11 protein-coding genes are annotated in these 12,194 nt (G+C 70.6%); 3 read left to right on the forward strand and 8 right to left on the reverse strand.

The features are described 5' to 3' along the window. Window positions 1–68 precede the first annotated feature (68 nt). Window positions 69–1,088 carry a sigma-70 family RNA polymerase sigma factor gene (locus tag L324_RS22035; RefSeq protein ID WP_037311714.1) on the reverse strand — a complete coding sequence of 340 codons (1,020 nt, stop codon included), beginning with the start codon at window positions 1,086–1,088 and terminating at the stop codon, window positions 69–71. Between the two features lie 393 nt (window positions 1,089–1,481). Between L324_RS22035 and fusA the strand changes: the two genes are divergently transcribed. Next, window positions 1,482–3,533: an elongation factor G gene (gene fusA, locus L324_RS22040; RefSeq protein ID WP_037311719.1), complete on the forward strand. Its 2,052-nt coding sequence runs from the start codon at window positions 1,482–1,484 to the stop codon at window positions 3,531–3,533. Between the two features lie 96 nt (window positions 3,534–3,629). Here the strand turns inward: fusA and L324_RS22045 are convergent, their stop codons facing one another. The 6 genes from L324_RS22045 to pdhA form a co-directional block, all read right to left on the reverse strand. Next, the gene (locus L324_RS22045) at window positions 3,630–4,397 is read right to left on the reverse strand and encodes a PE-PPE domain-containing protein (protein ID WP_037311723.1); all 768 of its coding nucleotides are present in this window, start codon (window positions 4,395–4,397) and stop codon (window positions 3,630–3,632) included. 77 nt (window positions 4,398–4,474) lie between these two features. Then, the gene (locus tag L324_RS22050) at window positions 4,475–4,753 is read right to left on the reverse strand and encodes a VOC family protein (protein WP_235783606.1); all 279 of its coding nucleotides are present in this window, start codon (window positions 4,751–4,753) and stop codon (window positions 4,475–4,477) included. Next, window positions 4,659–6,047 (reverse strand): MFS transporter, encoded by a 1,389-nt coding sequence (locus L324_RS22055; RefSeq protein ID WP_152546954.1) that lies wholly within the window; start codon window positions 6,045–6,047, stop codon window positions 4,659–4,661. Before L324_RS22055 ends, L324_RS22050 begins: the two co-directional genes overlap by 95 nt. Window positions 6,048–6,128: 81 nt before the next feature. Then, window positions 6,129–7,313 (reverse strand): dihydrolipoamide acetyltransferase family protein, encoded by a 1,185-nt coding sequence (locus L324_RS22060; protein ID WP_037311729.1) that lies wholly within the window; start codon window positions 7,311–7,313, stop codon window positions 6,129–6,131. Further along, a complete protein-coding gene (locus L324_RS22065) occupies window positions 7,306–8,304 on the reverse strand; it encodes an alpha-ketoacid dehydrogenase subunit beta (RefSeq protein ID WP_037311732.1) in 999 nt (332 codons plus the stop codon). The genes L324_RS22060 and L324_RS22065 overlap by 8 nt, the downstream gene beginning before the upstream one ends. Then, complete coding sequence (gene pdhA / locus L324_RS22070; RefSeq protein ID WP_037311735.1) at window positions 8,304–9,401, reverse strand: pyruvate dehydrogenase (acetyl-transferring) E1 component subunit alpha; 1,098 nt, start codon at window positions 9,399–9,401, stop codon at window positions 8,304–8,306. Before pdhA ends, L324_RS22065 begins: the two co-directional genes overlap by 1 nt. Before the next feature lie 135 nt (window positions 9,402–9,536). Here pdhA and L324_RS22075 point away from each other — a divergent pair, with 135 nt between their 5' ends. Together L324_RS22075 and L324_RS22080 are read left to right on the forward strand one after the other, a co-directional pair. After that, window positions 9,537–10,019, forward strand: coding sequence for an Lrp/AsnC family transcriptional regulator (locus L324_RS22075; protein ID WP_037311738.1), 483 nt, complete (start codon window positions 9,537–9,539; stop codon window positions 10,017–10,019). Between the two features lie 503 nt (window positions 10,020–10,522). Beyond that, window positions 10,523–10,969, forward strand: coding sequence for a hypothetical protein (locus tag L324_RS22080; protein WP_235783607.1), 447 nt, complete (start codon window positions 10,523–10,525; stop codon window positions 10,967–10,969). On the opposite strand, the gene L324_RS22085 is transcribed toward L324_RS22080, so the two are convergent. After that, window positions 10,926–12,107, reverse strand: coding sequence for an ROK family transcriptional regulator (locus L324_RS22085; protein ID WP_037311741.1), 1,182 nt, complete (start codon window positions 12,105–12,107; stop codon window positions 10,926–10,928). The two genes, L324_RS22080 and L324_RS22085, sit on opposite strands and share 44 nt — an antisense overlap. Window positions 12,108–12,194 lie beyond the last annotated feature (87 nt).

A 12,194-nucleotide genomic window follows, 5' to 3' on the forward strand; every position in this document is an offset into this window, starting at 1 on the left:
CTTGGTGGGACAGGGTTTTCGGGCAGGACGGAACACACGCCCGGCGGGCGTGTGGGATGCGGGGAGGATCAGCCGCGCAGCGAGCGGGGAAGCCCGAAGGCCGCGAGCAGTGAGTTGTCGAGGAACCGGGTCACCGCGGTGATCCGGTCGCCCGCGAGGGCCAGCACGAGTACCCCGTGCGCGTGGCAGATCGGCGTCCTCGGGTCGAGGAGGTAACAGCCGAAGGCGGGCTGGCCGTTCGCCCGGGTCGGGATCAGCGAGTAGCGGTGGCCGTCCCGGAACGCGACCGTCGCCAGGAAGTTCCCGACGGCGTCCGGACCCTGGTACTCCAAGGGGAGCGGGGGCATCGTCAGCCAGGCGTCGTCGGTCAGCAGCGCCACGATGGTTTCGACGTCGCCGTTCTCGAAGGCGCGGGCGAACTCGTCGACGATCCGGCGTTCCCGCGGCGAATCCGGCAGGGGAGCGGTCTCCCGGCCGCCGTCCGGCAGCTCCCTGGCCAGTGCCGTGCGCGCCCGGTTCAGCGCGCTGGTCACCGCGTTCCCGGTGGTGTCGAGGATCTCCGCCACCTCGGCGGCGCGGAACCCGAGGACGTCCCGCAGCACCAGCACGGCCCGCTGCCGGGGCGGCAGTTGCTGGAGCGCCGCCAGGAACGCGAGCGAGATCGACTCCCTGACCTCGTACCGCGCCTCCGGACCGGGCACCAGATCGGCGATCTCGTCGAGCAGGACGTCGGGGTAGGGCTCCAGCCAGCTGGGTTCCGGACGGCGGCGCGACGGCTCGGGCAACGGGACCTCCGATCGGTAAACCGTGTGGTCCTGCGGACGGCGGCCGCCTGCCCGCAGTGCGTTGAGGCAGCGGTTGGTCGCGATCCGGTACAGCCAGGTCCGCACGGACGCGCGTTCCTCGTACGCGCCGATCCCGCGCCACGCGGCCAGCAACGTCTCCTGCAGCAGATCCTCGGCGTCCTGCACCGAGCCCAGGATGCGGTAACAGTGCACCTGCAGCTCACGGCGGTACGGCGCGACGAGGTCACGGAACGCCTCGCCGTCGCCGGTCTTCGCCAGGGTCAGCAGTTCGTCCGCCCGCATGCCCGGCTCCTTCCTCCTGTGGTGTCTCTCGAAAGGACGGACACCGCCGCCGCCGGAAACTGGTCGGTCCCCGCCCGGTTTCCCCCGGATCCGCGGAAAACCGGTTCCCGGACCGGCTCTCCCGTGGCTACACTCGCCGCCTATCGCCCCGACGAGGAAGGACAGGACAGTGCGTCATCGCCACGCCGCCGTCGTCCCCTCGGCTCGGTACGAGGTGATCCTCGTGTCTTCGCGCATCCGGTGCCTGCCGCGCGGCTAGCACCGGCTCCTTGACGAACGCCTGACCCGCTCGCGCCCTCTTCCCGTTGTCCCGCAACGGTGACGGTCGCCTGCCCGCGTTCGCCGGAATCGCGCTGTCGAAGTTTCCGGAGATCATCTCGAAAGGTCCGCGCCATGCGCACCGAACCGCACCGTGTCCCCCTGTCCGCCGTCCGGAATCTGGGCATCCTCGCCCATGTGGACGCGGGAAAGACCACCCTCACCGAACGGATCCTGTACGTCACCGGCACCACCTACAAACGGGGTGAGGTCCACGACGGCACGACCGTGACCGACTTCGATTCCCAGGAACGGGATCGCGGCATCACGATCTTCGCCGCCGCCGTCAGCTGTTCGTGGGATGGTCATCGCCTCAACCTGATCGACACCCCCGGCCACGTCGACTTCTCCGACGAGGTCGAACGGTCGCTCCGGGTCCTCGACGGCGCGATCGCGGTGTTCGACGGCGTCGCCGGGGTCGAACCGCAGAGTGAATCGGTGTGGCGCCAGGCCGACCGGCACGGCGTGCCGCGGATCGCGTTCGTCAACAAACTCGACCGCGCGGGCGCCGACCTGGACGCGGCCGTGGAGTCCATCCGGGACCGGCTGCATCCGTGTCCGCTCGTGGTCCAGCTGCCGATCGGGGCCGAGGACGGCTTCGTGGGCGTCGTCGACCTGCTGCGGATGCGCTCGCTCGTCTGGGCCGACGGTGCCGGGACGGCCGAGGAAGGCCCGGTTCCGGAGTCCCTTGTGGACGAAGCGAACCGGCGCCGCCGCCTGCTCGAAGAGACTGTGGCGGAACTCCATCCGGCCGCGCTGGAGGAGTTCTGCGCGTCCTCGTCGGTTTCGACGGAGACGCTGGTCGCGGCGCTGCGCGAGCTGACCCGGACAGGGGAGGGCGTCGTGGTGCTGTGCGGCTCGGCCTACCGCGACCGCGGTGTGGAGCCGCTGCTGGAAGCCGTGGTGGCGTACCTGCCCGCACCGTCGGACGTCCCGCCGGTCCGCGGCGAGTACGAAGGCACGGTCCACGAGCGGCCCGCCGATCCGTCGGCGCCGTTCGCGGCACTGGTGTTCAAGGTGACCGCGACCGCCACCGGGCGGTTGACGTACCTGCGGGTGTATTCGGGCACGATCCGGACTTCGGAGGCGGTGGTGGACGTGGGCAGCGGGCGGACCGAACGCGTCGGCCGCATCCTGCGGGTCCAGGCGGACCGGCACACGCGGGTGGACAGCGCCGCCGCGGGCGACATCGTCGCGGTGGTCGGGCTGAAGGCGGCCCGGGCCGGCGCGACGCTGTGCGCGCCGGCGGATCCGGTCCTGCTCGAACCGCCCGTCGTCGCCGATCCGGTGGTGTCGGTCGCCGTCGAGGCACGGACGGGCACCGACACGGACCGGTTGATGTCGGCGCTGACGCGGCTGGTCGAGGAGGATCCGTCGCTGGTCATCCGGGCCGATCGCGAGACCGGCCAGACCCTGTTGTCGGGAATGGGCGAGCTGCATCTGGAGGTGGCGGTGGAGAAGATCCGTCGCGACCACGGACTCGACGTCGGCGTCGGGCGCCCGAGGGTGGCCTACCGCGAGACGGTCGCGCGTGGCGTGACCGGCTTCGTGCACCGGCATGTCAAACAGGACGGCGGCGCCGGGCAGTTCGCCCACGTCGTCATCGACACCGAACCACTGGCGGAAGGGGAGTTCGAGTTCCGGTCCACTGTGGTCGGTGGCCGGGTACCGCGGGAATACGTCCGCGCGGTCGAAGCCGGCTGCCGTGACGCGCTGGCGGAAGGCCCGCTCGGCGGGCATCCGGTGACCGGGGTGGGGGTCACGCTGACCGACGGGGCCACCCACTCGAAGGACTCGTCGGAGATGGCGTTCCGGACGGCCGGGCGGTTCGCGCTCCGTGAGGCGTTGCGCGCCGGGGCGATGACGCTGCTGGAGCCGGTCGCCGAGGTCACGGTCACCGTGCCCGAAAGTGCCGTCGGCGTGGTGCTCGGCGATCTGGCGGCCCGGCGTGGCCGGGTCCTGGGGTCGGCGGTGCGCGCGGGCACGACCGTGGTCACCGCGATCGTGCCGCTGGCCGAACTGTTCGGCTACGCGACGCGGCTGCGCGGCCGGACCCAGGGCCGGGGCACGTTCACCGCCCGGCCGACCGGGCATGCCCCGGCGCCGATGGTGCAGCAGGCGCGGTAGACCGACGATGGCCCGCCCACGACGTTGTGGGCGGGCCATCGCCCGAACCGCTGTCACCCGGCGATCGGGCGCCGGGCGACAGCCGACTTCAGCCGATCACGCCGAAGGCCATGGCGGACGGCAGTTCTGCCGCGGCAGCGCGTGCGAACCGTTGGTGTACACGCCGTCCGCGATCGTGTCCTCCATGATCGAGCGGTGATCGGTGGGCCGGGCCCACTGGTAACAAAGGTGCTGGGCGAAGTACCCGCCAGGTGCTTCGAGGGTGTCGAAGTGGCAGACACCGTCGGTCTCGATGCAGTAGCGGATGAACGGGATGCCACCGAAATCGGTGCGGCCGGGACCGAACGACACGTAGCCGCCGAACGGCGACGGCGCGCCCGCACCCGGCGGGAGCACCGCGCTGATCCCGCGTCCCGGCGGGCCGACCGGCTGCATCGGGTCGGCGAAGATCTTCGCGCTGAACCGCGACTTGTCCACGCCCAGCCTGCCGTCCGCGATGTCGTTCAGCACCAGGTTCGCGACCAGCGCCCCCTGCGAGTAGCCGACGACGGTGAACTCCGCCCCCGGGTTCTCGTCGAAGGAGCTCTGGACCACCCGCCGGGCTTCCTCGTGCCCGCGTGCGACGCTCTGGTCCATCGGCGTCTGGTCGCAGTTGGGCAGTCCGGCGGCCCCGGCCGGGTAATGGACGACCTTCCGGATCCCTCCCCGCAACCAGGCGTTGTCGTACACGGTCGCGGCGCCGTCACAGGTGCCGCCGATGAGGATGTAATAGTGCGCCTGGTCGGCCTGGGCCACCGGCGCGGTGACGCCGACCATCCCGATGGCCAGCGCGGCCGCCGCCAGGACCCCCCTGAGTTTCTTCACATTCGACTCCCTTTCGCTCGACTACGGTGCGTGTTCGAACGCTAGGGATGCGTCATGAAATTCTGATGAAACGGCTTTCAGCGGTGGGCGAGGACGTTCACCACGTGCCCGTCGGGGTCGCGGACGAAGAACCGCCGCACCCCCCACGGCTCGTCGGTCAGCTCGTGCACGATCTCCGCGCCGGACGCCTTCGCCTCCGCGTACGCCGCGTCGACGTCGTCGACCTGGATCGACGCGACCGGCACGACCGGCGCCGTCTCGTCATGCGTCATCAGGCTCAGCTGGACCTCGGGACGCGCCGGATCCGCGAGCGTCACGATCCAGCCGTGATCCATCACCACCTCGAAGCCGAGCACCCGCTGGTAGAAGGCCGTCGCCTGCTCCAGCGACTTGCTCTCCAGATCCGGAACCACCCTCTTGATCGTCATGCGCCGATCCTGGCACAGGGGCCCGACGGTTCCGGGGGAGCAGGAGCGGCGTCGCGAGCATGAGCAGCCCGGCGATCCCGACCGCGGCCCGCGGGCCGGTGACCGCGGCGAGAAGTCCCCACGACGCGGTCAGGGCCGCCGTGGTGAGCTTCCCGGCGATCGACCAGGCCGACAGCGTGCGGGCCGCGCGGTCGAGGGGCACCAGTTCGAGCCTGCTGGTGGCGAGTACCGGAGCGAACACGCCGATACAGGTGATCAGGCAGAACTCCACGACGATGACCAGGAGCAGACCCGACACACCGGGATGGAGGAAGACCAGCCCGACCGGCCAGCAGACGCGCAGCCAGCCGGCGACGAAAAGGACGCGTTCGCGGCCGTACCGGGTGACGAGCCGCCGGGAGAGCCTCGACCCGAGCAGGCCGCCGAGACACGGCACGGCGAAGGCGACCGCGTACTCCCACGGGGCGAAGCCGAGCTGCCCGAGCATCAGGACGGCGACCAGCGGCGCGGTCGCCATGATCAGGCCGTTGACCAGGATCGTGTTGACGAAGAGGGGACGCAGTACCGGATGGGTGAGGATGAATCGCCACCCTTCGCGCAGGTCACGGCCGCTCAACCGGGGGCCGTCCCGCCTCGCGGGCGGCGGCTCCGCACCGCCGACGGCGCGGATCCCGGCCGCGGAGAGCAGATAGCTGACCGCGTCGGCGGCGATCGTGACCACCGGCCCGAACAGACCGACGGCGAAGCCGCCGAGCGGTGGGCCGAGCACGGTCGCGGTCCAGGTCGTCGATTCGAACCGGGCGTTCGCGACGAGCAGGTCTTCGCGGGGAAGCAGCGTTTTCAGAAAAGCGCCACTGGCCGCGAGGAACGTGATGTCGGCCGCGGCGACCACGACCGAAACCACGAGAAGCTGGCCGAAACCGAGCAATCCCAGCGCGTATGCCACCGGGACGGTCAGCAGCGCCCCGCAGCGGACGAGGTCCATCGCGATCATCACCGGCCGTTTGCGGCGGAACTCGACCCAGGGGCCGAGCGGCAGCGCGACCACCGCGCCTGCCACGAGACCGGCGGCCGCCAACAGTGAGACCTCGGTGGTGCCCGCGCCCAGCACCACGATGGCGATGATGCTGAACGCGTCGAACGCGAACCTGGTGCCGAAAGCGCTCGCCGCGTACGCCGCCCAAAGCCATCCGAATCGTCGCCCCAGCGACCGTCCGCCCATGCGCGAGATCAAAGCAAGCCGCGGCGCCCAAGTCGAACAACGACCCGTGGACGGCCCACAACCGGGAGTTGTGGCCGCCGCTCAGAGATCCCCGAGCGCGGTGACCGGCGACTCGACGCAGTCGGCGACGAACCGCAGGAACCCGCCCGCGGTCCCGCCGTCGCACACCCGGTGGTCGAACGCCAGCGTCAGCTCGCAGATCTTCCGCGCCACCAGCGCGCCGTCGACGACCCAGGCACGGTCGAGGATCCGGCCGATGCCGAGGATCGCCGCCTCCGGGTGGTTGATGATCGCGGCCGATCCGTCCACCCCGAACACGCCGTAGTTGTTCACCGTGAACGTGCCACCCGCCGGGCTGGGCTTGCCCTCCCGTGCCTGGGTCGTCCGTTCGCGGATCGCCGCCGAAAGCTCCCTTGTGGACAGTGAGCCCGCGTCGCGGACGACCGGCACGACGAGACCGCGGTCGGTCTGTGCCGCGAAACCGAGGTTGATGTCGCGCAACTGGACGATCTCCTCGCCTTCGACGCGCGAGTTCAGCTCGGGGTACTTCCGCAGCCCCGCCACGGCGAACCGGGCGATGAGACCGAGGAGACTCACCGGGCGGTCCGGTGCCGAGGCGTTGAGCGCCTTCCGCGCCGCCACGAGTTCGGTCGCGTCGACGTCGACCCAGACCGTCGCCTCGGGGATCTGGCGCCGCGAGGTCGTCAGCTTGTCGGCGACCGCCTTGCGGACCCCGGTCAGCGGGATCCGCGTCTCGCCGTCCCGCTGCTCCGGGACGGTGAGCGCCGCTTCGACGTCGGCGCGCCGGATGATGCCGCCAGGACCGGTTCCGGTCAGCTTCGTCAGGTCGATCCGGTTGTCGGCGGCCATCTTCCGGACGAAGGGCGAGATCACGCCGGGTGCTTTCGAGTGCTTCTCGGGAGTGGCGACGACGGTGCGCGTCCGGCGGCGCCTCGTCGTGGTGGTCGTGCCGTAGCCGATGAGGACGTTGCCGCTCCCTTCGCTCGCGGTCGTCACGCCCGGCTCGGCGAAACCGGGGCCGATGGTGAGCAGGGGAGCGCCGACCGGCAGCGACTGGCCGGGTTCGCCGTGGAGGCGGGTGACCACGCCGGCGAACGGCGCCGGCACCTCGACGGCGGCCTTGGCGGTCTCGACCTCGACGACCGGCTGGTCGACGCCGACGGTGTCGCCTTCCGCGACGAGCCAGTTCACGATCGAGGCCTCGGTCAGTCCTTCACCGAGGTCCGGGAGCAGGAAGTCAGGCACCGGCCACCGCCGGCTGGTCGTTCCACTGCAGGCGGGCGATGGTGTCCAGGATCCGGTCGACGTCCGGAAGCTGGTGGCGTTCCAGTTTCGGTGGCGGGTAAGGGATGTCGAGCCCTGTAACCCGCAGGACGGGCGCGTGCAGCTGATGGAAGCACTGTTCGGTGACGCGGGCGACGACCTCGGCGCCATAACCGCCGAACCCGGCGGCCTCGTGGACGACGACCGCGCGCCCGGTGCGCCGCACCGAGGCGGTGACGGTCTCGTCGTCGAACGGCGTCAGCGACCTCAGGTCGACCACCTCGACGTCCCAGCCCTCGGTGGTCGCCGCCTCGGCGGTCTCCAGTGCCGTCGCGACCATCGGGCCGTAGGCGATCAGCGTGACGTCCTTGCCCTCGCGGCGGACGACCGCGTGGTCCATCGGGGTGCCGCCACGGGTGAAGGAGACCGGTTCCTTCGACCAGTATCGGCATTTGGGTTCGAGGAAGATCACCGGATCCGGTGAGTCGATCGCGTCGCGCAGGAGGTCGTAGGCGTCCTGCGGGGTGCCGGGCGTGACGACGCGCAGGCCGGGCGTGTGGGTGTAGTACGCCTCGCTCGAATCGCAGTGGTGCTCGACGCCGCCGATCCCGCCCGCGTAGGGGATCCGGATGACCATCGGCAGCGAAAGCGCGCCGCGGGTGCGGTTCCGCAGCTTGGCGACGTGCGAGGTGATCTGCTCGAAGGCGGGATAGGCGAAGGCGTCGAACTGCATCTCGACGACCGGCCGGAAACCGCCCATCGCCATCCCGACCGCGAAGCCCACGATGCCGGATTCGGCCAGTGGCGTGTCGAAACAGCGTTCCTCGCCGAAATCGGCGGTGATCCCGTCGGTCACCCGGAACACGCCACCGAGCGGCCCGACGTCCTCGCCGAAGATCAGCACACGGTCGTCGTCCTTGACGGAGTCGCGCAGTGCGGCGTTGAGTGCCTGCGCCATCGAAAGCTCGTTCATCATGCCTCCACTGCTTCGAGTTCGGCGACGATCTGCGCGCGCTGGGCGATCAGATGCCGGGTCGGCTCGGCGTAAACGTGCTCGAACAGCGAGAGCGGGTCGGGCTCGACGTCGGCGTTGAGCGTGTCGCGCACGCCGGCCGCGAAGGTCTCGGCTTCGGCACGGAACCGCTCGATGTCCTTTTCGGACAGGAGGTTCTCGTTCGTCAGGTAGGTCTCCAGACGGCGGACCGGGTCGGCCGCACGCCACTTCTCGACCTCGGCCGGATCGCGGTAGCGGGTGGCGTCGTCGGCGTTGGTGTGCGCGTCGATCCGGTAGGTGTGCGCCTCGACGAGCACCGGTCCGCGACCGGTCCGGGCGTGCGCGACGGCGTCGTCCAGCACCGAGAGCACCGCGAGGGCGTCGTTGCCGTCGACCTGTTCGGACCGGACGCCGTAGCCGACGCCCTTGTAGGCGAGCGCGGGCGCGGCGCTCTGCTTCTCGAACGGCACCGAGATCGCGAAACCGTTGTTCTGCACGAAAAAGACGGCGGGCGCCTGGAACACGGCCGCGAAGTTGAGCGCCTCGTGGAAGTCGCCCTCACTTGTGGCGCCGTCGCCGATGAGCGCGAACGCGACGGCCTCCTCACCTCGGCGCCGCATCGCGTGCGCGAGCCCGGCCGCGTGCAGGGTCTGGGTGGCCAGCGGCGTGCACTGCGGCGCGACCCGCGTCGCGGCGGGGTCGTAGCCGCAATGCGCGTCGCCGCGGAGCAGCGTGAGGACCTCGCCCGGGTCGAGCCCGCGCGCGACCAGCGCGACGGAGTCGCGGTAGGTGGGGAAGAGCCAGTCGGCGTCGGTGAGGGCGAGCGCGCTCGCGACCTGGCAGGCCTCCTGGCCGGCGCTCGACGGGTAGACGGCGAGGCGGCCCTGTTTGGTCAGGGCGGTCGCCTGGACGTCGAACCGGCGGCCGAGCACCATCAGCCGGTAGGCCTCGACGAGCCGGTCGGCGGGCGGTGCGGAGTAGCCGTCGTGCTCGTCGACGCGCGTGCCGTCCTCGGCGAGGAACCGCACCGGGGTTTCGGACGGCAGCAACGCGGCGGCAGGGGTCTCCCGCGACATGGCGCAACACCACCTTTCACAGACATATGATGCTGAGATGGTGGTTTCCGGAGTCCCAGTGTTCAAGAGCCAGGCGAAATGAGCGACAAACTGCCCGAAGGATCGGTTCAGACGAGCCAACCGTCCAGTAGTGGCGTGGCTCACGGGCCGCATCCGGGACGAACGGTCCTTGCCCTCGACGACATCGACCGCGCGATCCTCGCCGAGCTGTCGGCCGACGGCAGGCTCGCCGTCCGCGCGCTGGCCGAGCGGCTGCACATTTCGCGCACCAACGCCTACGCGAGGCTGGATCGGCTGGTGACCGAAGGCGTGATCACCGGCTTCGGCGCGAAGATCGACCCGCGGCGGGCGGGCCTCGGAACGAGCGCGTACATCCTGATCACCGTCGAGCAGACGTCGTGGCGGACGATGTCGGCCGAGTTGCGGGAGATCCCGTACGTCGAGCACGTGTCGCTGGTCGGCGGCGACTTCGACATCCTGCTGCTGGTGCGGACGCCGGACAACGCTTCACTGCGCGACGTCGTCCTGGAACGTCTGCAGGCCCTGGACGGCGTCCGGTCCACCCGGACCTGGCTGATCTTCGAGGAGCAGCCAGGCGTCGCGCCTCGTGAGTGGTAATGACGGTTCTAACCGTCATTACCACTCACGAGGTCGTGGGGCGCGGGCACGGCCGCGGCCGTAACGTCGGGCGCGCTTTCGCCGAATACAGGCGGTCTCGCCGACCAAATCGACCACGACCAAGCCACCCACGACGACCAAGACCAAGCGGGCTTCGGCCGACCAGCGGCGGGCGGCCTGCCGCAAGGACGAGAACCAGTGCTACGAGCCGGGGACGAACATCAAGTGCCAGACAGGCGGCTGCGTCGACAGGGCGCGCGGATTGACACAGCGAGACGTCGAGACGGAGCGCGACAAGTGGCTGCGAGAGCACCCGGGCTGGTGTCCCGCGGGCGAGACCGGTGCGGTGGCTCCCTGTTGATCGACCCGGCGTCACCGAAATCGGACCGGCGGGCCCATTCGGGTGATAACGGTTCGGCATTCGATGTATCTGACCGCCACCCCATTGACACCTCCCTACGATCGCGGCGACTGGGTGGAGGAGTGCGGTGACGGTGGAAGGCGTGGGTCAGGATTACCTGACGCGGCAGGTCGGGGCGTTGCTCGAAGCGATTCGCGAGGAGGGGCCGGTCGGCGAGGGCAGACGGAGTTTCCGGCTCGCGGGGCATCTCGCCGCGGAGGGCGGGTTCCATCTCGGCGACATCCTCGCCGCGACGGCGCAGTTGCTGGCGGCCCACGCCTGGAACAACGGTTACCTCGCCGCGGCGGAACTGCTGACGCGCCGGATGCGGGACTTCGGCGCCGAGTCGGCGGAGCTGGTGCAGCATCTCGTGCGACTGGAGACCGGGTGCGAGCAGGGGTGGCTCCTGCGAGAGGACCGCGAAGCCCTCATCGACTACGCGCGGCGGGCCCGGCGTCCCGACATCGAGCAGCGGGCACAGGCGATCGAGCCGCTGTTGCCCGGGGTTACCGGCCCCGAGCGTCCTGATCGGATGGCCAGTGAGTCGTGAGATAGTGCTCGGGATCCGCGAGGACGGCGCGGATCACCGCGCCGGCCGCGCCGCGTACGGCGGCTCTCGTGCCGAGCGACGAGCGGACGAGCCGCACCGGCGACCACGCCGTACTGGGCACACGGCGCTCCAGTTCGGCGAGGAGTGGCTCACGAAGCCAAGGCTCGAGCCGCGCGTAAGTTCCGCCTAGCACCACCGCCGGGACGTCCATCAGATTGACCACAGTGGACAGTCCGACGCCGAGATGGCCCGCGGCGGTGGCGACGGCGACGACGGCCGCCTCGCTTCCCGATTCGAGCGCGGAGATCAGGTCGTCCACCGTCTCCGCGCCCGCGAGCCGCAGGATCTCCTCCTGTCCGGCCATCCGTTCCAGGCAGCCGTTGGCGCCGCAGGAACACGGTGGACCATCGGGGGCCACCGGCAGGTGCCCGATCTCGCCGCCCGCGCCGCGCACGCCCTCGAACAGGGCGCGGTCCAGCACGATTCCCGCGCCGATCCCGATCTCGCCGGACACATGGACGAAATCGGGCAGTGCCGAGCCGTGCCAGAGTTCGGCGAGTGCGGCGAAGTTGGCTTCGTTGGCGACGGTGAAGGTCTCCCCGAGCCGGTCCGCGAGGTCGACGTCGCGCCAGCCCAGGTTGGGGGCGAGGCGGACGAGCCCGCTGGAGGATTCGACCACACCCGGCACCGCGACGCCGACGCCGGCGACGGGCACCCCCAGCGCCTCCGCCTGCTTCCGTGCCTTGCGCAGGAACGCCGACACACGCTGGAAAACACGCGGAGTCCGGTTGTCCGCGTACCGGACCTCCTCGGCCCGGACGGTGCCGGTCAGATCGACCAGGCAGGACGCCAGGTAGTCGACACCGATCTCGATGCCGAGTCCGTGCGGGCCGGTGGGGGACAGGGAGACGACGGTGCCGCGCCGCCCGGGGCCGACGCGTCGCTCCGGTTCGCCTTCGGCCACGAGATCCGCGCCGAGCAGGCGGTCGACCACGCTCGACACGGTGGCTTTGGTGAGTCCGGTGGCGGCGGAAAGGCCCGCGCGTGAGGTTCCCGGGCCGTCCGCGATCGCGCCCAGAACGAGGGCGGCGTTGTGCTGCCGCACGGTGTGCTGTCCCGCCGGGCGCGTGCCGATCATCGCGCGATTGTATTCGTTCGACGCCTGAACGAAAGCCTTGACCCGCCCGGGTGCCCGTGGATAAGTTCAGGCATCAAACTAATTCGT

Origin of the sequence: Amycolatopsis orientalis DSM 40040 = KCTC 9412 (genome assembly GCF_000478275.1) — a bacterium.
GTDB lineage: Bacteria > Actinomycetota > Actinomycetes > Mycobacteriales > Pseudonocardiaceae > Amycolatopsis > Amycolatopsis orientalis.